The sequence below is a fragment of the Chitinophagales bacterium genome (assembly GCA_041392475.1).
GTDB lineage: Bacteria > Bacteroidota > Bacteroidia > Chitinophagales > UBA2359 > JAUHXA01.
Genome location: JAWKLZ010000002.1, coordinates 1,144,830 through 1,169,451, shown reverse-complemented (window position 1 = coordinate 1,169,451; position 24,622 = coordinate 1,144,830). Strand labels below are relative to the sequence as shown.

The following is a 24,622-nucleotide window of genomic DNA, read 5'->3' as shown; positions in this document are numbered from 1 at the left end:
TGTGAGAGGCTGGGGGTGAAATTCCCCCGACCTACTCGACACAACAGTTGAACGGCAACACCACTCCAAACGTCGCCAAATCTTTCAGATGTTGGCGAGTTTTCCGTTACATCAACTTCGGCAACATCCCCAAACCCAGCGAAAAACTTGGCGACACTTGAAAAGTTCGCCAACGTTTGAAGCGAATTGAAGCGAAACCTCGTCCAGAAAACCTCGCCCCTTCATAGTCAAGCCCCCCAAAACTTGGCAGCAATTTTGTAACCTTTCCACCATAAAACCGTAACTTACCAACCTACCACAGAAAATAAGACCAATCACCTACCTCCACTTTTCAGATACAAAGCATTTTACCATATCTATCGAAGAAAAATCTTCAGGCAACTGTTAGATTTTAATTTTATTAATTCATTAGGTGCTCAAATCTGAAGTCATGAAGCAACACTACTATTTCAGTTTCAAATCTTGGTTTTTAGTTTTAGTTATACTCTCAACCATTTTCATTACCCCACCAATTCAGGCACAACTTCCAGCCGATTTCTCCGACCAACTCGTCAATGGTAGTCTCAACCAAGTAGTTGGTGTAGCCTTTGATGCCAACGGACGCATGTTCGCTTGGGAAAAAGGCGGAAAAGTCTATGTGTTTAACAACAGTGGCAACATTATCAGTACCTTAATAGACATAGGAGAAGAAGTCGGCAATTGGCGAGACCACGGAATGAATGGTTTTGCCTTAGACCCCAATTTCTTGACCAACGGATATTTTTACCTCTATTATTTAGTGGACAGACACCACTTGAAGTACTATGGAACAGGTAATTACAGTTCGACAACCAACGAATATTACAGTGCCACCATCATGCGTGTCACCCGCTATACCGCCAATTCCGCCACCAATTTCACCACCACCGTTGCGGGCAGTCGAAATGTCATTTTGGGCGCAACAGCCTCCACAGGAATCCCCTGCCTCCACGAATCACACACCGTAGGTTCATTGGTATTCGGCAAAGATGGAACACTCTTGATTTCCTCTGGAGATGGCGCAAGTTACAGCTCGACCGATGTGGGAAGTGCCTCCGAAACCTATTGGAGTCAAGCCATTGCAGACGGCATCATTCGACCAGAAGAAAACGTAGGCGCATTTCGCTCGCAAATGGTGAACAGCTACAATGGAAAAATTTTGAGGATAAACCCTGCAACAGGTGCAGGTATTCCGAGCAATCCATTTTACGATGCGGGAAACCCCAATTCTGCCAAATCCAAAGTATATTCTTTGGGCCTACGCAATCCCTTCCGCTTTACTTTGCGCCCCAACACAGGCAGCACGAATCCTGCTGACGGCAATCCTGGTCATCTCTACATTGGAGATGTGGGTTGGTCCACATGGGAAGATTTGCATGTAGCTACCGAAGCGGGACAAAATTTTGGCTGGCCTATTTTTGAAGGATTGACCTACCACAGTGGATACAATAATGCTCTGACTCCCAACAAAGATGCACCCAATCCTTTGTACGGAACAGGAGGCTGCACCCAACAATTTTTCTACTTCCAAAACCTAATAAAACAAGAAACTCCAACGAATAGTGGCAATTTTGCGAATCCCTGCAACAGTGGTCAAAACATCACCAACGTTCCTACTTTTTTCCATGACCGTCCAAAAATAGATTGGCGACATGGAAACAGCCCTGCAAGAACAGGAACATTCAGTGGAAATACAGCTACCGAAACCAATTTGGATGCAGGAAGTTCACCGATTGGAGGTAGCATAACCTTTGGAGGAAATGCAGCCGTTGGAGGTGCGTGGTACACTGATAATCAATTTCCAGTTGAATACCAAAACACCTATTTTCAAGCCGATTATGGCAAAAGATGGATTAAGAACTTCGATTTTGATGGCAACAATACGCCGACTTATGCGAGAAACTTCTACGAGAATGGCCCCATTTTCGTAGATATTGAAGCGCATCCGTTTGATGGGAGTTTGTACTTTGTAAATTATCCAAGTGAAATTCGAAAAATAACCTACACAGGCAATATCAACCTACCACCGACTGCAATAGCATCCGCCAATCCAAGTAATGGGAGCAGCCCATTGAACGTGCAGTTCACAGGCAATCAATCCAATGACCCTGAAAATGGGCCATTATCCTATTATTGGACTTTTGGAGATGACAATTGCAGCACAGGCAAACAAATCTTGTTTGTAGTCGGAAATACTAGTTTAAACAATGGCGATGCTGCTGCAAAAAAACGTTTAGAAGCATTGGGACATACCGTTACTGTTGTTAGCGCACCCACTTCTCAAACGAGCAATGCCAATGGCAAAAACTTAGTAGTGATTAGTTCTACCTGCAATTCGTCCGATGTAAACACCAAATTTCGAGATACCCCCGTTCCCGTCCTTGTATGGGAGCCGTTTTTGTTTGACGATATGAAAATGACGAGCACAAGTACTTCAACCTATGGCTCAATCAATAACCAAACGCAACTAACCATTGCGAACTCAAACCATTTTATTGCATCTGCATTGACTGGCAATCAAACCATTGCCAAAGCTGCAAGTACCCTAACGTGGGGAACGCCTGCACCCACTGCCTCAAAAATTGCCACCATTGTAGGCAATAGCAGTCAAGCAGTCATATTTGCCTACAATGCTGGCGACCAAATGCAAGGACTAACCGCCCCTGCACGCCGAGTAGGTTTTTACTTTTCAGATGCAACTGCCTCAGAAGCAACCACAACCAGCTGGACACTATTCACCGCTGCCGTCACCTATGCACTCGGCTGTGACGGCGGAGCCAGCACTATCCCTAATCCTAACCACACTTACACCTCTGCCACTCCAACGGCTTTCACAGCAAAGTTGATGGTGACAGACAATCAAAACCTCTCTAATTCAACCACGACAAATATCAATATCAACAACACTGCACCAAACGTAGCGATTACCAGCGTTGCGGATGGTTCTTTGTTTTCGATGACCGCACCAACGGTTTACACCTTAGCTGCCAATGTGAATGATGCCGAAAGTTCCAACAACCAACTGACTTATGCTTGGCAAACCTTCTTATTGCACGCCAACCATAGCCATCCTGAACCTATAGACAACAACCCTACAACCACCACAACGGTTACGCCCGTAGGTTGTGACGGTGAGTTTTATGGTTATGCGATTGTTTTGACCGTCACTGACCCAAGCGGATTGAGTGGACGAGATTCCATTACTGTTTTGCCCGATTGCAGCACCGTAGCCGCTACGACCATTTCGGCAAGTTCCAACCCTGCCACAGTGGGTCAAAATGTGATTTTTACGGCAAGCAACCCTATCATTGCCACCGCACCACAAGTCAATTACTTATGGGATTTTGGCGATGGAAATACCAGTACAGATGCCATGCCTTCGCACTCCTTCAATGCCGCCAATAACTACAATGTCACCGTTGATTTGAGTGATGGAGATGGACATCCGATTGCAAGCACAGCGAGTTATTCCATTGAAGTAAACAACGGCACTTCAAATGGCATAGACTTGGAATTGAGCATGACCGCCAACCCATTGCAGTACACCATTTTTACCAACAACCTTTTCACACTTACACTTACCAACAATGGCGACGATACTGCAACGGGAGTGACCGTTTCTGTACCTTTTCCAAGCCAATTGGCTTATACGAGTTCGACTGTATCGCAGGGAAATTATGTCGTTTGGACGAAAATTTGGAATGTCGGCACCTTGCCGAGTGGCGAAAGTGCAACTTTGGATTTGAACCTTTTTGTGTTGAATACCACTGCAAACCTCACGTTATTGGCGCAAGTAAAAGCTGCAAATGAAACAGATGTGGATTCGACTCCCGACAACAATACCACACAAACGCCAATTGAAGACGACGAAGCTGCTGCAACCATCACAAGTGGTGTAGGCGGCAATCAAAACGTGGACATCGAACTCACTTTGAATGCAAGCGTTTCAGAAGCTGCAATAGGCGACCAGTTTTCCTATACACTCAATGTCACCAACAAAGGCCCTGGCAATGCGACCAATGTAAAAGCGGCTTTTCCAATACCAACCGCTTTCCTTCAATTTTTGAACAGCACCAACAACCAAACGACCTACAATGCCAACACAGGAGAATGGAACATCGGCAACCTCAACGCCAATGTTACCCGAACCTTGTTGGTCAATGTGCAGGTCATTGCAGAAGGCGTGATTGCAGCGACAGGAGAAGTCACTTCAACGACCCAAACAGATGTGGATTCTACACCTAACAATGGCGTATTGAGTGAAGACGATATGGCAAGTGTCACCGTTTTGCCAAGCGGCAACAACGACTTTGCAGACTTGCAGCTCACCAAAACTGCAAGTGTTGCGAACGCAGACATTGGAGATTCTTTTTCTTATACTTTAACGATTACCAACAATGGTCCTGCCAATGCTGGAAATGTAAGCGTTGAAGACCTCTTGCCGAGTGGCTTGACCTTCAATACTTCTTCTGCAAGTTTGGGAAGCTACAACAGCAATACAGGACTTTGGACAATCGGCACGCTCACGAATGGCAGTAGCGAAACTTTGACCATCAATGTCACCGTAGTCAACATCGCCGCAGCCATCACCAACTTTGCACAAGTCGAAACTTCCGACAAAACTGACCCCGATTCGACCGTAGGAAATGACACCAACAATACGCCAAACGAGGACGACGAAGCTGCTGCAACAGTCAATCCGCCAGCAACAGGCAATAACATTGACTTAGAACTCGATATTGTCTGCAACGTCAGCGAATTCAACCTCTACCAAAACATTACCTACACGGTTTCTGTCACCAACAAGGGCCCCGCTACTGCAACAGGCATCACGGTAGCAAATGCACTTCCCGCAGGTTTGGCATTCACCAGCAAAACCGAATCACAAGGGAACTTCAATTTTTGGGGAGGACTTTGGACAGTTGGTAGTCTCAATGCAGGGGCAACTGCAACCCTTGACATTGTATTGTTTACGCTGAACAACAGTGCTGCTATTACCAATTTTGCACAGGTGAAAGCCGCCAACGAAAACGACTCCGATTCTACGCCCAACAACAGTTCAGGCGTGCCGACCGAAGACGACGAAGGTTCTGTAACGATTATTCCTGCAGGCAGCAGCAACAACCAAATTGACTTGGCATTGAGCAAAACTGCAAGCGTCAGTTCGGCACAAGCAGGTGACAATTTCACCTATCAAATAACGGTCGTAAACAACGGAACAACGGCTGCAACAGGTGTAACCGTTGAAGACATTTTGCCCTCCAATTTGACCTTCAATAGTTCGACCGCTTCAAAAGGCAGCTACAACGATGGAACGGGAATTTGGAATATTGGCTCGCTCGGAATCGGAGCAGCCGCTTCCCTCAACATCAACGTTACAGTTGATGCCATCGCATTGCCAATGACCAATTTCGCACAGGTCAAAACCGCCAACGAAACCGATGTGGACTCTACGCCCGACAGCAACAACGGCACAACGCCACAAGAGGACGATGAGGACAGCGTGGTGGTCTTGCCCGACAACAGTAGCAATTTTGTGGATTTGGAATTGACCCAAACCGCCAGCAAAAGTACCGCAAGCGTAAACGACCAAATCGTTTACACCATCAGCGTCACCAACAAAGGCCCTGCGGATGCCATCGGTGTAACCGTAGCCGACCAACTTCCCAGCGGCTTGACCTTCAATACTTCAACGGCTTCAAAAGGCACATACAATTCCACAAACGGCACTTGGACTATCGGCAATGTAGCCGCCAATGAAACCGCAACTTTGGACATCAACGCCACCGTCAACAATATTCCTTCAACGATTACCAACTTTGCACAGGTCATGACCGCAAGTCCCGATGATGTGGATTCTACGCCTGGCAATGACTCGAATCAAACACCGAATGAAGACGACGAAGACAGCACTTCTATCAGTCCTGAAGGCAGTACCGACATTGACTTAGAAGCCACTTTAACGGCAAGCAATCCCAACGTGGTTCCGTGGACAAACGTGGACTTTACCTTAGAAGTAACCAACAACGGAGCAGCCGCAGCTTCGGGCGTAGTCGTCGACTTCCAAATCCCCAATGGCATGGCGTTCACCTCCAAATTCGAGAGCATCGGGAATTACAACCTTTGGACGCAAGAATGGAACATCGGCATCCTCCAACCCAACGAAACGGCTATGCTTCAATTGACCTTGTTCACGCTCAATCCTGGCACCGACATCACCGCTTTTGCGGAAGTGATTGCCGCCAACGAAACGGACATTGATTCTACGCCCGCCAACGGCAACGGTTCGTCGGCTGTCGAAGATGACGAGGCTGCCACTACTTTGTCAAACGGCGGTGGAGGCGGCAAAAACGATTTGGTCGCAGACATCGTTGGCGAATCTTCTTTGCTTACAGTTTACCGACTCTACCCCGTCCCAACGACAGACGTGGTCAACATCCTCTTCACCTCCAAAGCCGAAACGGTCGACATTTACCTCTACGACTACAATGGTCGCATCCTTTATCACCAAACTCGTGAGGTGGCACAGGGCGATAACACAACGGATTTGGATTTGACTCCTTTTCCTGTTGGGGCTTACTTTGTTTCTTTGGAGACGGAGGAGGGGAGTGTGAGGGGGAAGATTGTGAAGCAGTAATTCGAGGTGACAGAGTCAGGTGTTTTTCTGCACTTGATGTAGAATTTTGAACGGAGAGACGAGGAGGCGGAGAGATTTTTTGATTGGAGTGGAAACTTTGTCAACGGTCGGAGATATTGACAACAGTTGGAACGGATAGAGTATGATGATTTTATTGAAAGAACTCCCTTGAAGTGTGACAGCATTTTGAGGGAGTTTTTTTGTTTTTGTAAAAAAAAGTTAGCAAATATAGAACCTTTTACTTCGTGTATTAGTTACACTAAGTAAAGGTTCATTTTTTACAAAAACTTTAGAATATGTCACATATAGGAATAGCAATTATAGAGAATAATGATAAATACCTTGTAATTGAGCATGAAGGTAAGAGTCAGTTTTGGTGGACTAAATTTGGAGCAAGGTTTGAATTCGATAAGTTCAAAAAAGGATTAAAAAAAGCTTTTAACATTAATTTAGAGAGAGCAAGTTATGATTTTATAAAGGAAACAGATTGGTTACCAGAAATACCTGCCACTACCATTTATAAAGTTTTTCTATTTGATGATGATATTGAAATTATTGATAAGCAAATTGAACAAAAAACGAACTGGAAATGGTTAAATAAGAATAGTTTAGAGCAATCTGCATGGAAGAAAGAACAAGAATGGATTATTCAGGAAATTAAATATTACGATTCTCCTCCTCAGTTGGGAAAGAGTTTTTTATCAAGTATTGAAAAACTTCAAAAAGCACAGTTAAGCGGTAAGTTAGTAATATTTGCTGGGGCTGGAATATCCAAAGACTCAGGAGTCCCTATGTGGGGAGAATTGGTTAAGGAACTAAAAGAAGATAGTGATATAGAAGATTGGGAAAACGATTATCAAGTGATTCCTCAATTGTATAAAAATGATAGAACTATAAAAGAATACAATGAAAAAATCCGAAGTATTCTAAAATATAAACAAACTCACTTTAACTCAATTCACAAAGCTATTGTGAAATTAAACCCTTTGCATATTATAACTACTAATTATGATGATTTATTAGAACAGGCAGTAAAAGAGGATGCTTCTTCATATTATATTGTTAAGAAAGATAAAGACTTACCCTATTCTGCGACCTCAAATCTTCTTATAAAAATGCATGGAGATTTAGAGGAATTAAATATGGTTTTAACAGAAGAAGATTATATTGATTACTCTAAAAATTTTCCACTCATAGAAAGCTTTATTAGAGGCATTTTTGCTTCGAAAGTTGTATTGTTTGTAGGTTTTTCATTCAGTGATAATAACCTAAAAACAATTATTCAACGAATACGGCATATTTTACAAGGAGATTTTCAGCCTGCCTATCTTCTCTGTTTAGACGAACTTTCCTATCAACGAAAAGAATATTTAAAAAATAAAGGGATACAGCCTTTGCGGTATAATAATGAAATTGAAGAATATTTAAAATTTATAGGAAAATATGGAAAAGAAAATTTAGATAGTAAGGGGCAACAAACGTTGAATTTTTTAGAATTAATTCGTCTTTACGACAAGTATAGTGATGATAATAACCAACTACATATACATGATAGTATGTACGCCTCTCTGCAAAGGTTCAAATATTTGCCATCTATACCTCCAAGATTTCTTGTGCAATTAACTCCATTCAAAGGTACAGTAAGAAATACTTCAAGACACTCATATGCTAAATATACCGAAGGTTTTCATTTAGAAACTAAAAATGAAAAGTTAATTGAATTTTTAACAAAAGTTGGAACTAAAAAAGGCAGAATAACATATAAAAATACTCTATATGAAAAGTGCATGAAAAAGAATGATAGGTCTTTTGAAGTGAAAATAAAATCAATATTCAAACATTTAAATGATAGCAATATTCATTGCATTAGGAGAAAAAACGATGATTCTAATGAGAATCATAATAGAGTTGTATTATTTTCTGATAAGACTTGTGATTGCATTAAATGTCTTTACTATCGCCTTGATTTTAATAACTTGCTAACCAATTTAAAACAAAACCTCTCTATAAAATTAGCTACTAATCATTTTAATAACCATGATTTGAGAGAATCTTATGGACATTTTAAAGTTGGAAATTTTAATGAGGCTTATTTTATTTTGAAAAAATTAAGTAGAGATAGTTGGTTAGAAGAAAATTATATATTATATTTTATTTGCAAATACAATATAGTGAAACTGAAAAGATTTGTTAATGGTACGCTCTATACAAGTGAAGTTGGCAAGGATATTAGAGATGTAATATTAGAAGAAATAAATCAAATAGATATTGATGCGATTATTCAAAAATTACCTGTTGAGAAGCAAGTAAAAGATGTCTTAATTAGTATTAAAAATAGAGATTTATTTGTTGAGACAAGCAATATCATAGATAATAATTTGGACAAAGTAAAAAATACATACGAGAGATATATAAGAGGAGGTACAGAATCAGGTCCGTACAATATTGGAAAAATAGATGAAGCATTTTCTGTATTATTTGTTTTTTATACGACAAATCTACTTTTTGAAGATGAATTATCTGATTTTAAAAAGATAGCAATAAAATATTGGGAAGGGTTAATTGTGAGTTATATGACAGACAATAAATATGAACAAAAAATTCATGAATTTCATAGTTTGCACCTAATTGCAGCTATACTTCATACTAATCCTGAGACTTTATATGACTTATTAGAGAGGTATAAAGTTGTCTTCTTAAATTTTATGGAAGGTGAGTTGAAAAAAATAATCGATTATAGTGAAACCTTTTTTAAATCTAACCACACAATAGTTAAATTTTGGGGAAGAAAAATTTACAAGAATGAAATTCTATACGAACAAATAAATAATAGTCAGTATTTTAAGTTTAGGTATAGAGATATGTATCGAACCTTACTATTAATTTTATCTTATGCTAAACTTGATACTATTAATAAAAAAGAACTAAATGTATTAATCCAATCAATATTTGACCATATTACTGTAAGTGACCCTGTCCATTTACAGCAAGATAAATATTCAATAAGTTTTTTCAAAAAGCAAATGTATTTATTTTCAGAGGATAATATTAGTAGATTAATTGAGTTTGCTATAAATGATAACATTTGGATTGAAAAACCTGTTAAACAAGTCTGCTCAGCTATTATCAAATCAAAGCCCACCTTCAGAATTACTTCTGAAAAATTAATTAAAAGAATATTAGAAAGGATAAGTCCAAGAGAAAAGTGTATAGCTTATGCAATTCAAATTCTACCTTTTTGGAGTATTATTCATAAAAATTATCAACACTTATTTTTAGATTATATCAATAAAGAACTAAAAGAAAATTTTGATAGAGAATTTTATTTCATGGCAGTTAAATTAGGGGCAATAGAATATCAAGAATATGACTACTTTTCTCTTTTTTTAGAGAATAGTGAAAAGACTTTTAAGTATATTAATGACGGACATTTAAATGAACTAGGGCTTCCTTTTAAGGCTAATGACCTCCGCCCATGGAATTATCTCAATTTCTTGGTAAGAATAATATTTTACAATAATGTAAGTAAAAAACAGTATTCTTTTTTAACTGAAAATAATGATTTACCTCTTATAGTTCAATGGATATTAGACCCCGAGAATTTTGAAGGAGAACTTAAACCTGAATGGATATTGTTTTTTAATGATGAAGTAATTTTGAAAGCATTGTCTAAGATTGATTATATCAAAGATGCTATCCGAAAGTTCTTAAAGGAAAGCTATAATGCTAAGTTGAGTGAAATATACTTCAAGTATTTTGCATAGAAGAAGGTGAATGTTCAGCAATCATATCACAGTTCCAATCAAAGAATAAAAAGCCTCATACAAATACTTTTTCAGCACCACTTCCTTATTTTGCCTTTTGACATAAGCAAACAACTTTTTGAAAAACCAATTACTATGATTACTCTTTTATTAATAATTTTAACCTCAGTGAATTTTCACCTCTTTTTATCCCTTCAAAAAAGAATAGTAAATAATCCTAAGTATTTGATTAATAATCTGTTTTGTTTAATGTTATTTTGTTTAATATCTAATAGTTATTCTCTTTTCGCCCAAGAAACTTTTTTTAGAACTTTTTCCTCCAATGAAATAGAAAGAGGAACCAGTTTACTTATCACATCAGACAATCATTTAATCATCACAGGTACAAGTACAAATATCTCAACAGGAAATACCCAAATCATCGTTATCAAAACGAATATGGATGGCAAAACCTTGTGGACGAAAAAATATGGCAGTTTAATAGCGCCTGAAGCCAATGTAGGCGTATTGGAAAGGACGGAAAATCAATTGATACTTTGTGCTACTACTCACCAAGCCCTCAATACGGAAGATGTTACTTTAAAAAATGCTTATGTATTGAACACTGATAAAAATGGAAATATATTGTGGGAAAAAATATTTGGAAGCATTTTCGAAGAAGAAGTCATGGACATTAGTGATAGTCCTTTTAATGAAACTACCAAAATAGGAATGACTGCTTTAGTAAACTACCAAGGTCCCAATCTTACTGCTGCTACTTTTTATGTAGATTCTTTAGGGAATCCACTTACTGCTGGCTCAGGTTTTCCTTTGACATTTTTTTTTCAAGATAACAACCCCTCCCTTGATATTCCTTATTTTTATAAAATTAGTAGTTTCATCAATGATGATGATAGAAACTTTATCCGTATAGGTACTACTTATGACCCATTGAAACCCGAAAATATGGATGCTTTTATTTGGGGATGGAATGATTATGTTGTAATGGGGGGGGAAGGAGAAGATATTTTGTACCGTAGTATAGGTTTACCGTCTTTTCAAAAACCCTCTCTATATATTAATGTAGGTTATAGCACTTCTTATGGAAATGGTAGCAAAGACATTTATATTAATACAGTTGAAGATTCCTCCTCTTTAAGTTTTGTTATTCAGCCATTGAGAGAAAAACACACCAAAACATTTAGCACCCCAAACCATGAAGTAGCGACGGATATTCTTTTTGCAGATGCCAATAAAGAAAGCTTCATTGTAGCGGGTTATATGGAATCCCCTTCTAGCCAGATACCCAAAAACCAAGATGTATTTTTGATGAAAATAGACAGCAACGCAAATATTTTATGGGCAAAAGCCTATCCTCAACTCCACAACCAAATGACTGCTACTACGACATCTTCTCTCTCAATAGCACAAAATGGAGATATTTTTTTAGTAGGAACTCAAAAGGAAGATAACTTGAGCAGTTCCATATTTTTGCTTAAAACCGATAATGAAGGAGTATTGACGGATTGTAGTTTTACTGATATTTTATTTTCTACAAAAACAGTAGAAGGAGATTTTCAATCTTATTTGGAAGCTTTTGACAGCCCTCAACGGATTGGTAGTCCAGGAATTCTCACCAATGATGTAGGGGGCATAAACCCACCTATTAACATCTGTATAGAAGACGAAATGGTGTGCGGAACAAATGATTTTTCATTAGATACTATCACTATTGAAATAGGCGAACAGGTTGTCTTAAACACCTCAGATGCCATTTCCTACCAATGGACACCAATGCAGTCCCTCAACAATCCATCACTCCAAACTCCTTCTGCAAGTCCTTTAGAAAACACTTTGTATGAAGTCACCCTAACAGATGCCTATGGATGCACTAAAATCAATGCTATTTTTGTAGAAGTTTTACCTATTCCCATTCAAATCGCTATTCCCACAGCTTTTACCCCCAATCAAGATGGGTACAACGATGTTTTTCATATTGAAGGAAAAGGCTTTGAGTTTCTTCAATTAACTATTTACAACCGATGGGGCAAAAAGGTATTTGAAACCACAGATAGCTTTCAATCTTGGGATGGAATGCTTGATTTTGAAACTCAACCGATGGGAATTTATGCCTATTTCTTTCAATATCAAACAATAGGTAGTGGAATATTGAAGGAAAAAGCAGGGTTTGTTAGTTTGTTGTATTAAAATGCTAAAACACACACTAAACCCACATCTTTCATATAGGAAAAACAGATTCACAAAGTTCCTTTTCCACTTCAGACCGCTTCAACTGTTGGCAAGATTGGAAATCGTTGCCAAAGTTTTCGCTATAATGGAAACCTTGCCAACAGTTGCAGACTTTGGCAACGGTTGGAATGGATTGAATATAAAAGTTTTCGCTTTTGAAATACAGCCTATTATTCATTTTGATAGAAACAAAGCTGAACCAATCAACCAACTAAAAAGTTAAAACAATAGAGCAAATTTGGTAGAAAATTATGAAACGAAACATTATTTTATTGGTTATCCCGAACCAATTGAAGCCATTAAATTTCGTGTAGAACAAATGAACTTGAATCTGGAGCATGGTGCTCCTCTTTTTCCATAAATAATATTTTTCAATTTCCCTTCAAATACATGAAAATCATATCTTGATATTCCAAGTTAATTGTGTTTTATCTTCAACTAAACTTCTACTTCAATCAAATCTATTTAGTCAAGTACTCACACTTTGGCAACAAATTTGTAACCTTTCCATCATCAAACCGTAGCTCGAAAACCAACCATAAAAAAAGTAAGACCAACAACCCCCAATTTATCCACTTAGTAAGTGCCCCCACACGAACTTTCCCGATTTGAATACAAAAGCATAATTAACAGTTGAAGTTAAAATACAATTGTTAACATTTTAATTTTATTCAAATATTATTAAATCTAAGTTCATGAAGCACTCTTCTATTTTCACTCAAGTACTCCGTGTGTGGTGTATCGTTGCAATGATTTTTATGACACACCAAATCAATGCAGTAAATCCTATCCCAAATCCCATTGCAGCGTTGAATAGCATAGATTTGGAACTGAGCATGACCGCCAATCCAACTGCCTACACGGTTTTTACCAACAACGACTTTACCTTAACTCTTACCAACAACGGGCCCGATGCAGCAACAGGTGTCACCGTTTATGCTCCTTTTCCAAGCGGCTTGGCATTTACGAGTTCCACAGCATCACAAGGAAACTACGAGGTGTGGACAAGCATGTGGAATGTAGGCACATTGGGAAGTGGTCAAAGTGCTACTTTGACTTTGTCGCTTTTTGTACTGAATGTGAACATCGACCTCACCTTATTTGCAGAGGTAGAAACTGCCAATGAAACAGACATCGATTCTGCTCCTGCCAACAACAACACACAGATTCCCGCAGAAGACGATGAGGCAAGCGTAACTATTACCTACGGTTCGGGTAGCACTGGCGGCGGAGGTGGAGGTGGCGGAAACACCAATCAAGATGTCGATATCGAACTTTCTCTTACTGCCAACCACACCGAAACCAATGCTGGACAAGAGTTTTCCTATATTTTGAGTGCCACCAACAAAGGGCCAGGAGATGCAACAGGAGTAAAAGTTGATTTTCCATTGCCAACAGATTATGTGGAGTACGTCAGCAATACCAATGACCAAACTACCTATAACCCTGTAACAGGCGTGTGGAACATCGGCAACCTTGCCAAAAATGTGACCCGTTCTTTGCTCATCAATGTGGAAGTGGTTGTGGGCGGTACTATTTCTGCAACGGCGGAGGTCATCGCCACCAATCAAACAGATGTGGACTCTACGCCTGACAACGGTGTGACGACAGAAGACGACATGAAAAGTTTAGATGTGATAGGTTTGCAAATAGACTTAGAGTTGTTTTTAGAGTTGGCACCAGGCCAATCTAGCGTTGTTCCTGTTGGCAGCAATGTCACGTATATTCTGCACGTAGAAAACAAAGGCCCTACGGTGGGCTACAATACCAAAATCAGAGCGATTCTTCCTGTGAATGAGTTTACTTACATAAGTAGTACACTCTCAATGGGCTATTTTTTGGATGCTTTGGGAGTTTGGGTAATTGGTGATATTCCTCCTTTTGAAACACAAACGATGGAAATTACTGCTGCGGTCATTCAACCAGGTACACATATCTACACCTGCGAGGCTCGTACCTCCAATGTTCCCGATGTTGATTCTACTCCAAGTAACTACGATCCAAATGAAGACGATATTTCGAGCGTGACCATATCAACTGATGGAACGGCAAATGTGGCAGATTTGACGCTAAACGCAGTGGTGGATAATCCGTCGGCCAATGCTGGTGATACACGGACTTTGACGCTGACCGTTGCGAATGCTGGTCCTGCTAATGCAACGGGGATTACCATTGAAGATGTACTTCCGAGTGGATTGACCTTTGCAGGAGCAACTCCTTCAATGGGTTCTTATTCAGGCAATACTTGGACAGTGGGCAACTTGAACAATGGAGAATTTGCGACTTTGGAGATAGACGTAACCGTAGGAACATTGACTGCTCCTGTTACGTATTTTGCTCAAATAGAAACGGCAAGCCCAAGCGATACCGATTCTACGCCCGGCAATGACAGCAACCAAAGCGACAATGAAGACGACGAAACGGCGGTAACGATTAGCCAACCAACAGTAGATTTGGAATTGACGGTTGAATCAAGCATTGGTAGTGCCAACCCAGGAAATGCAGCGACTTTGACCTTAACGCTTACGAACAACGGGGATGCAGACGCTACGGGAGTAACCATTGCAGATGTATTCCCCAGTGAATTGAACTTTGTTGAAGCAACGACCGTAGTGGGTTCTTATTCTGGTGGAACTTGGACAGTTGGAGATTTGGACAGTGGAGCAACGGCAATTTTGAATATTGATGTAATCGTGGATATTTTCACCAACTCTATCAACTATTTCGCACAAGTCCAAACAGCCAACCCTAACAATGATGCCGATTCAACACCGGGCAACAATACCGACCAAACGCCAAACGAAGACGACGAAGGAGGAATCATCATTACTCAACCAATGGTCGACATGGAATTGACGGTCAATACCCTTGCTACTTCTGACCCTCATGTTCAAGAAATAGAATTGACCTTAGAAAATACAGGAGCAGCCAATGCAACAGGCATTGCGGTAGAAGATGTATTCCCTGTTGGCTTGATTCTCAATGCTTCAAGTGCTTCAATGGGCTCTTATACAGAAGGTGTATGGACAGTGGGTGATATGAACAGTGGCGAAACAGCAACTTTGACTTTGACTGTTTCAACACTTGGCTTGGCAGGGGGAGTGTCTTATTTTGCACAGGTAATGACCGCTAATCCCGATAATGACCCCGATTCTACACCCGGCAATGATGTCGGTCAAACTGATAATGAGGATGATGAAGCCTATACGACTCTTGCACCCGCACCGATTGATTTGGAATTGACAGTTGCCTCCAATGTGAGCATTGCAGATGCGGGAGATGCTGTGACTTTGACCTTGACGCTTGTAAATAATGGTGCATCGGATGCTTTGAACGTTACTGTTGAAGATGTACTACCGAGTGGTTTGTCATTGCAGGGAAGTTCTACTGCAACGGGTTCTTACGCAAGTGGTGTATGGACAGTTGGTACGTTATTGAGTGGTGAATCTGCCATTTTAATCTTGGAAATCACCGTAGATGCGATTGTCACACCCCTCACTTATTTTGCACAAGTTCAAACTGTCAGCCCTGACGATATAGATTCTACGCCTGGTAATAACAGCAGTCAAACACCAAGCGAAGACGATGAATCAAGCGTGACGATTTCGCCTACCGTAGCCCCTACTGACATTGACTTAGAACTGGACATCAGCTGCAATGTGAGTGAATTTAATTTATACCAAAATGTAACTTACACGATTACTGTCACCAACAACGGCCCTGCAACTGCAACAGGCGTTCAAGTAGCTAACTCTTTGCCGAGTGGCATGGCGTTTACTAGCAAAAACGAATCACAAGGAAACTTCAATTTGTGGGCAGGTGTTTGGACGGTTGGAAACCTCAATGCAGGTGCCACAGCGACAGTCGATATTACCCTGTTTGTCTTGAACAACAGTGCTGCGATTTCCAACTTTGCACAAGTGAAAGCTGTTAATGAAAACGACTTCGATTCTACACCCAACAATAGTGCAGGTATCCCTATAGAAGACGACGAAGATTCTGTGACCATCATTCCCGCAGGAAGCAATAATAACGATATTGACTTGGCTCTCAGCAAAACCGCAAGCGTCAGCACTGCAAAGGCAGGAGATGCCATTGCTTATACCTTGACGATTGTAAACAATGGAACGGTTCAAGCAACAGGCGTAACAGTTGAAGATATATTGCCTTCAAATCTAACCTTCATAGGTGCAACGGCTTCAAAAGGAACTTACAACAATGCAACAGGAATTTGGAACATCGGCAATTTGGGAGTAGGTGTGACAGCATCTTTGACCATCAATGTCACCGTAGATGTGATTGTATTGCCAATGACCAACTTCTCACAGGTCAAAACCGCCAATGAAAACGATGTGGATTCTACGCCCGACAACAATTCTGGAACGACTCCACAAGAAGACGACGAAGACAGTGTGGTGATTTTACCCGACACAACTATTGATTATGTGGATATTGAACTGAGTACAACCTTTAGTAGCAGCACCGCAGAAGCGGGCGACCAACGCACTTACACGATTACGGTGGTAAATAAAGGGGTTGCCAATGCAATAGGTGTCACCGTTGAAGACCAAATGCCAAGTGAATTGACTTTGATTGAAGCGACTACTGCAAAAGGTACATACAACAACGATGGTACTTGGTCTATCGGCAATTTGGATAGTGGCGAAACGGCTGTTTTGAACATTGATGTAATGGTAGGTACTTTCACTACTCCAATTAACTACTTTGCACAGGTTCAAACTGCAAGTCCAGATGATTCGGACTCTACGCCTGGCAACAATACCAATCAAACGCCAAATGAAGACGATGAGGCCAAAGCAACTTTGATTTTGGCGGGAAGTACAGACATTGATTTGGAGGCAACGATGACCGCAAGCAACAACAATCTTGCACCGTGGACAAATGTGACTTTTACTTTGGATATTGCCAACAATGGCGCAGCAGCAGCCTCGGGCGTAGTCGTTGATTTCTCTGTACCTCAAGGCATGGCGTTTACCAGCAAAATAGAAAGCAAAGGCAGTTACAATCTTTGGTTTCAAACTTGGAACATCGGCACTTTGCAGCCTGGTGAAACGGCTACGCTTCAATTGACCTTGTTTACACTCAATTCTGGTACTGACGTAACCGCTTATGCGGAGGTAATTGCTGCCAATGAAAACGATATTGACTCTACTCCTGAAAATGGAAATGGTGCTTCGGCTGTGGAAGATGATGAGGCTGTAACTGTATTATCAAATGGTGGCGGAGCAAAGGGTGATTTGGGTTCGCAAATTATCGGAGAATCTACTTTATTGACCGTTCAGAGAATGTTCCCCGTTCCGACCCAAGATTTTGTGAATATCCTTTTCAAATCACAATCCGAAACAATTGACATCGTGCTTTACGATTACAGTGGACGTATGTTGTACCGTCAAACGATTGAGGTAGTACAAGGAGAAAATACGACTCAATTGGATTTGAGGACTTATCCTGTAGGTTGGTACTTTGTTTCGATGGAAACGGGTGAAGGTAATGTGAGGGCTAAGGTGGTGAAGCAGTAAGTGTAAAACTTTGCCAACAATTTCCAATTTTGACAACAGTTCAAACGGTGATTGAACACAGAGACTCGTAGGCACAGAGAATTTTTTCTGCACAGGGTTTGAAATTGAACGCAGAGACGCTGAGGTGCAGAGTTTTTTGTGTGGAAGCTTTGCCAACAGTTGGAGCAGTGATTGAATACGGTGGCACAGAAGCTCAGAAGTTTTCTTTATTCTACTGGATTTTGGAATTTGAATAGAGAAACGAATAGAGGAGAGAGAAAAATAGACACTGCCAAACAGAGTTGTTACTATTGAAAAAAGAAACCTCCTTCGAAACAAGAGATTGTTTTGAACGAGGTTTTTGTTTATGCAGTATTTTTTTAATTCTATTAATCTATCACCAACCGCTTCACTCCAAATTGCAGCCCATCATTTAGCTGCAAAAAGTAGATTCCTTTCGGCAAATGCGACAAGTCCAAGTTTTTGGAAAGTGGGTGAATGGTCTGTTTTGAAAAGGTTTTGCCTGTGGTATCAAAGATAGTGAGGGTTAATTCTTCAGTTGTATTTTCTGCAATGCTCAATTGGAAAACACCTTGGTTGGGATTGGTTAAAATATTGAAGTTAAATTGAAGGTTTTGGAGAGGGTTGATTGAAGTGAGGAGACCATTGGTATCTGTTCTTACCAAATAAATATCTTCTGAATTGTGGTGAACAATCGTTCCTGTGATGGCCAAACCTCCATCGGGCAATTCCAGCACATCATTGAGCAAGGTGAAATGGCTGAGATTTCCGCCATAATATTGTGTCCACAATATGTCCCCTACCAAGTATCTTGAAACTTGTATGGGCATCGTCGCCTATTTGTTTCTGCCAAACTATATCTCCACTTTCCAGATTGATTTTTAGCAGCAACCATTCTGGGTAATAAGCCAGTGGATTGTTGAAAGTATGAGCAAAAACCAGTAAGTGATTATCGGAGGTATAGACAAAAGAAGAACCGTTATCATCATCTCTATTGCCACTTGCACCATAACTTTGTGATCACACAATTTGACCTGTTTCGTCCAATTGGGCTAGATAAATATCTCATACAACCAACAATCGCTGTTCAAGTAATCCAACAAACCTACCTAAAATTGATTTTACCTCTTCTTCAACTCAAAAATATCCTTGCGTCTATCCTTCAAATTCCGAACACTGCCAAACTGATTGAGTTCCCTCAACAAATCAATGTCCACATCTGCTATCAAAATCATTTCGGTATTCGTTGTCGCTTCCGCTTTAATGCCATTGGCGGGAAAAGCAAAATCGCAAGGAGTAAACACCATAGATTGAGCAAATTGAATATCCATATTGTGTACCTTTGGCAAGTTGCCCACACTTCCTGCAATGGCCACATAACACTCATTTTCAATAGCTCTGGCTTGAGCGCAGTTGCGAACCCGAGAATAGCCATTTTGGGTGTCGGTCAAAAACGGCACAAACAAAATATCCATTCCCTCATCGGCAAGCAATCTACTCAATTCGGGAAACTCCACATCATAACAAATCAAAATGCCAATCTTTCCACAGTCGGTATCAAACGTATGCAGTTTTGTACCCCCTTCCATGCCCCAGACTTTGGATTCATCGGGCGTAACGTGTAGTTTTTCATAGCGTTCTACACTGCCATCTCTTTTACACAAATAGCCGACATTGTAGAGGCGGTCATTCGATATCTCAGGCATACTTCCCGTAATGATGTTGATGTTATAAGAGATGGCAAATTTTGAAAATTGCTGCACAATACTTTCAGTGTGACGAGCAAGTTCTCGAATGGCATCAGACTCACTCAAATGGTTGTTTTCTGCCATCAATGGAGCATTGAAAAACTCTGGAAATAAGGCAAAATCAGACCGATAGCCAGACACTGCATCAATAAAAAATTCGGCCTGTTGCAGCAAATCCTCTAAGTTTTTGTAAGGACGCATTTGCCATTGAATCAATCCCAAACGCACAACGGTTTTGGTGATAGCGGCTTTTTTGACCTGCTTTTCATAGTAAATATTTTTCCACTCTAGTAATACGGCGTAGTCCTTTGAAGAAGCATCTCCTTCGAGGTAGTTTTTGATAATTTTTGCAGGATGAAAATCATTGGATATTTGAAAATTCAAAACAGGGTCGTGAATTTCCTTTCTTTTTACTTTTTCAATATACTGCTTAGGCGAAAGTTCATGGGCATATTTGTGGTAATTCGGTATCCTTCCTCCAAATGCTACTCCTTTAAGATTGAGGCGTTCGCATAGTTCTTTTCGGTAATCGTACAACCTTCGTCCCAGCCGCAAACCTCGAAATTCTGGTTTCACAAAAATATCAATCCCATACAGTATATCACCATTTGCCGCATGGGTATTGAATGTATCATTGCCCGTTATTTCTTGATAAGTGTGGTAGTCATCAAATTTGCTGTAATCCACGATAATCGACAAAGCACATCCTGCAATTTGATGGTTGATTTTAATCACTACTTGTCCTTCAGGAAAACGACTGATCAATGATTTGATCTGATGCTGTTCCCAATAGGAATTTGGCATAGTCGTATAAGATTCAATCATGGCTTCTTTCAGCTCTTGATAATCATTTAAACTCAAAAAAGTTAACTCAATATTTTCTATATCTTCCATTTATGTATTAATTGGATAGTTTTATTAAAAACCTTTCGATCTGTCTTCTATGTCTCAATACATGAACAATAGCGTGTTCAAACAATTGTTCGACATCAAAACGTTGTCCCCAACTTACCAAAATCTTTTTGTCGTTGTCGTGTTCATAGAGTGAGATATTGGGGTAATCTTCAAATAGTTTTTCGTTGTACCGAAACATATCGTTCAGTGCAATTTCAAAACCTTCAATAGAATCAACTTTAGGTAATTCAATGGAAATTTTTTCTCCAAGAAACCTCCTGATAGTCACAGCATAACCATAACCCGATCGCACCACATGCGTCAAAATTGTGTGGATAGATTTGCAGTCAGGATCATCTGTGTTAGGGTCGACAATCTCCACCAAATATTCGTTAGAAATGGGGCGAATCACCTTTTGAAGGTCAATAATAGTCTTTTCGTATTCATCCAACAAAGCCCCTATCGCTCCATTGTCTCTATATTGTTTCATTTTGCTAATTTTAATTTCTTGTTATGATTTTAACCACAATTTAAGGTAATCTTCTTCACCACTATAATCTTTTCTCAATTCTCCATTTTTCTAACAATTAGAACCAACACTTCAACGGTATCACAGTTCAAACCGTTCAAAAATAGGCACTGCCAAATATTTGGTCAACCCCTTAAAAGCTTTCCACGGTGTACGACGAACAAGGGGCAAATGTAATGAATAAACCATATTGTACTCCAAAAAAGGTTCACCACCTCTTATTTTTTTGAAGTGAGAAGCCCCCGAACTCATGTGTAGCAAATAGCCATTACGAACCGCCTCTTCAATGATTTGCAGGGTAATCAGTCGGTACAAACCTATTTTTTGGGGCAAACTGCGGTTGTAGCCAATCAAAGGCGTTGTCATCACCCCATTTCGATTGAAATAACCTATCACCGCTTCAATTTTATCGGTATTTTTATCCTTCAATATCGACATATTCAACCACTTTTGCTGCAATGCAGATTCAAAAAAATCAAGTGTCAATTGAGGATTGTATTCAGCATATTTTTCGAGGTAGAGGTCGTCATACAAAGCCTTGATGCGGGGAAGGTCTTGAAGGGAAATGTGAGAAGCATCGAACCATTGGAGGTCAGTAGTTTTTCGCTGCAAAGCAAGGTCAATTTTGTAGGCTTTCTTTTTACGGTAAATCCCTTTTTTCGGGTCAATCATATACACTTGTCGGCTCAAAATTTTATCAAAACCTGCATCCGATAAGGTCTGCAACAGTTCTCCATTCAAAAACGGATTGACCGAGCGGTAAATAATAGCATGTTCAGGAAAACGAGCTATCAAAAATTGGTTGATGGCTTCAATGTCAGCAGGCGAAAGATTGGGATACAAATTGGTCGAAAGCAGCCAGTTGTTGACCATCACCACCTTGTCAAAACTTGGGCGAATAAATGCGGTTTTGAAGCACCAAAGCACCGATTTACAGCATTTATTGAGAATCGGACGGTTCGGAAATTCGATGTCAATTTCTCGAAAACCATAATCAACGTAGTGGGTAATGGGTGAACAAACATAGGAATTTTTGACCTTTGCCCTTGGTTCGGTGATACTGATGGGAATGAACTCACCCGCTACCTTCAACAACTCAATTTTACCATCTACATTGGCAAAAAACGGAAGTGTTCCTTTCTCTATCAATGGCAGCAGCAAGCGTTTGGCGTACTGTCCATTGAAGGTATCGGGGAACGATAAGGTGTGTATGGTTGTTTTATCAAAATGCTCCATAGTCCTAACAAAATACAAAAACTTTGTATTTTAATAGCCAAAAAATCTGTAAATAAAAACCATGATAAAACCCCTAAAAATTCTTGGAATGGGTAAATATTTGCCCACGCATCGAGTTTCTGCTACAGAACTGGAGGAGGCACATCAAATTCCAAAAGGCTGGATTTGTAAACATTCGGGCGTTGAATATCGGCATTATGCTACTTTTGAAACAGGGGCTTATATGGGCGTACAGGCATTGCAGGAAGCATTGATGAAAGCGAATTTGGTGTTTGAAGACTTGGATTTGATTGTCAGTGCAGGAGCATCTTTTGATTATCCGATTCCGCATCGAGCTTGTTGGATTCCAAAGGAAATGGAGAAATTGGAGGCGGGTATTCCTTGTTTTGATATTGATTCGACTTGCTTGAGTTTTATCACAGCTTTGGATGTGGTGAGTTGTTTGTTAGATGGTCAGCGTTACCGACGAGTTGCGATTGTGAGCAGTGAAATTGCATCCAAGTCATTGAATTACAAAGACTGGGAAAGTTCCACTTTGCTCGGAGATGGCGCAGCGGCTGCCATTGTAGGTTTGTCACTTGAAGGAGAGTCTTCTGCAATTTTGAACGCCAATATGCAGACCTTTGCGAAAGGGGTGGAAAATACTATCGTCTGGGCGGGCGGCAATGTGGCACATGGGCGCAACAAAACCATTGCAGACGAGCAGTTTACTTTCCAAATGAAAGGGCGTGAATTGCTGCGATTGGTGATGCAAATCACTCCACCTTTTGTGAAAAACTTATTTGAACCGCTTGATTTTGAAGTAAAAAACCTTGACCTATGTATTCCACATCAAGCAAGCAAAGCTGGTCTAAAAATGGGACGTAGGTTGCTGCAATTGAAGGATAGTCAGTTTTTTTCACACCTCGAAACGCATGGCAACTGCATTGCAGCAAGTATTCCGATGGCATTGTACGATGCCATTGAATCCAAGCGAATTGTGAGGGGAGACAAGCTATTGTTGGTTGGAACGGGAGCGGGACTTTCTATTGGAGGTTTGGTGTTGGTATATTGAAATCTTTTGCATAGTTTTTTATTGAGCAGCAACTCTTTCTCCTTCTCCAAAATACCGAACATCTACACTGAAATTTGCAGGGATTTTTGGGTTAATGGTGTTGTAAAACTCCATGATTTCACGCATGTCTTTTTCCATATTGCCACTCGGATAAATGACCTTTCCAACTCCTGCAATCTTTGTTTTGAAATCGATATATCCGAGCGCAATTGGCACGTTGGCGTTCATGGCTACATGGTAAAACCCTGTTTTCCACATAGTTTGTTTGCTTCGAGTGCCTTCGGGAGTCACTAAAACAACCAACTTATCCCTGTCTTCAAAAAGTTCTGTCATGACATCTACCATACTGCGGCGTTTTTCCCCTTCTTTCTTCGGACTTCGATCGACCCATATTGCTCCCAGTGAATTGAGTATCCATCCAAGAGGGAAGAAATTCAATTCTTTTTTGACCGTAAATCGCACTGCCACATTCAAGATGTCGAAAGCTGCAATGGTAAACGGAAAGTCCCAATTGCTGGTGTGTGGAGCAGCAAGCATCACCGAATTGTGTGCACCTTCGGGTAAGTTGGGGTCTACTTTCCAACCAAAAAGTCTGAATACGAGGCGAAAAAACCAGTTGAACATGATAATTGTTTGTATTAGGTGAAAAAGCCAACAAAGATAAGTAACACTGCTTAAATTACTTTTTTTAAATTCATTGTATAATGAATAGTAAAAGAGCAAGTAATGGCTACAATTGACGAAATACAATCTTTTCAAAAAAAAAATTAATTCTTTTTAAACGCCCATTGAAGCCCATAGTCCAAACTATCAAACGGCAGCAATACAAAACAAGTTTTGCTGCAAAACGAAAATCAGAGAGAACACACAAAAAGAAAATACACCTTTCTGGTTTTTTAACAACAAAAAAGAGTGAGTGGTTGCATATTTATAAGGCATCTTTCCGCAAGGGGAGGTGCCTTCTTTTTTTGCT

Annotated in this window: 11 protein-coding genes; 5 read left to right on the top strand and 6 right to left on the bottom strand. The window is 40.2% G+C overall.

All coding sequences use genetic code 11. From position 1 onward, the window contains the following. Window positions 1-106: 106 nt before the first annotated feature. Window positions 107-253, bottom strand: coding sequence for a hypothetical protein (locus R3E32_18080; GenBank protein MEZ4886642.1), 147 nt, complete (start codon window positions 251-253; stop codon window positions 107-109). Between the two features lie 177 nt (window positions 254-430). On the opposite strand from R3E32_18080, the gene R3E32_18075 reads away from it, so the two are divergent. The 4 genes from R3E32_18075 (at window position 431) to R3E32_18060 (ending at window position 18,188) form a co-directional block, all read left to right on the top strand. After that, window positions 431-6,655: a PQQ-dependent sugar dehydrogenase gene (locus R3E32_18075; GenBank protein MEZ4886641.1), complete on the top strand. Its 6,225-nt coding sequence runs from the start codon at window positions 431-433 to the stop codon at window positions 6,653-6,655. Between the two features lie 296 nt (window positions 6,656-6,951). Continuing rightward, window positions 6,952-10,419 carry an SIR2 family protein gene (locus R3E32_18070; GenBank protein ID MEZ4886640.1) on the top strand — a complete coding sequence of 1,156 codons (3,468 nt, stop codon included), beginning with the start codon at window positions 6,952-6,954 and terminating at the stop codon, window positions 10,417-10,419. A 249-nt stretch (window positions 10,420-10,668) separates the two neighbouring features. Continuing rightward, window positions 10,669-12,606 (top strand): gliding motility-associated C-terminal domain-containing protein, encoded by a 1,938-nt coding sequence (locus R3E32_18065; GenBank protein MEZ4886639.1) that lies wholly within the window; start codon window positions 10,669-10,671, stop codon window positions 12,604-12,606. Window positions 12,607-13,343: 737 nt separating this feature from the next. Then, window positions 13,344-18,188, top strand: coding sequence for a CARDB domain-containing protein (locus R3E32_18060; GenBank protein ID MEZ4886638.1), 4,845 nt, complete (start codon window positions 13,344-13,346; stop codon window positions 18,186-18,188). A 368-nt stretch (window positions 18,189-18,556) separates the two neighbouring features. On the opposite strand, the gene R3E32_18055 is transcribed toward R3E32_18060, so the two are convergent. The 4 genes from R3E32_18055 to R3E32_18040 form a co-directional block, all read right to left on the bottom strand. Beyond that, complete coding sequence (locus R3E32_18055) at window positions 18,557-19,018, bottom strand: T9SS type A sorting domain-containing protein (protein ID MEZ4886637.1); 462 nt, start codon at window positions 19,016-19,018, stop codon at window positions 18,557-18,559. Between the two features lie 291 nt (window positions 19,019-19,309). Continuing rightward, window positions 19,310-20,830 carry a bifunctional GNAT family N-acetyltransferase/carbon-nitrogen hydrolase family protein gene (locus R3E32_18050; protein MEZ4886636.1) on the bottom strand — a complete coding sequence of 507 codons (1,521 nt, stop codon included), beginning with the start codon at window positions 20,828-20,830 and terminating at the stop codon, window positions 19,310-19,312. Window positions 20,831-20,837: 7 nt separating this feature from the next. Next, window positions 20,838-21,320, bottom strand: coding sequence for a DinB family protein (locus R3E32_18045; GenBank protein ID MEZ4886635.1), 483 nt, complete (start codon window positions 21,318-21,320; stop codon window positions 20,838-20,840). Between the two features lie 120 nt (window positions 21,321-21,440). Further along, window positions 21,441-22,595 (bottom strand): hypothetical protein, encoded by a 1,155-nt coding sequence (locus R3E32_18040; protein MEZ4886634.1) that lies wholly within the window; start codon window positions 22,593-22,595, stop codon window positions 21,441-21,443. Window positions 22,596-22,683: 88 nt separating this feature from the next. Here R3E32_18040 and R3E32_18035 point away from each other — a divergent pair, with 88 nt between their 5' ends. Then, window positions 22,684-23,649: a 3-oxoacyl-[acyl-carrier-protein] synthase III C-terminal domain-containing protein gene (locus R3E32_18035; protein MEZ4886633.1), complete on the top strand. Its 966-nt coding sequence runs from the start codon at window positions 22,684-22,686 to the stop codon at window positions 23,647-23,649. 18 nt (window positions 23,650-23,667) lie between these two features. On the opposite strand, the gene R3E32_18030 is transcribed toward R3E32_18035, so the two are convergent. Beyond that, window positions 23,668-24,273, bottom strand: a complete 606-nt coding sequence (locus R3E32_18030; protein MEZ4886632.1) for a 1-acyl-sn-glycerol-3-phosphate acyltransferase — start codon at window positions 24,271-24,273, stop codon at window positions 23,668-23,670. Between the last annotated feature and the right edge of the window lie 349 nt (window positions 24,274-24,622).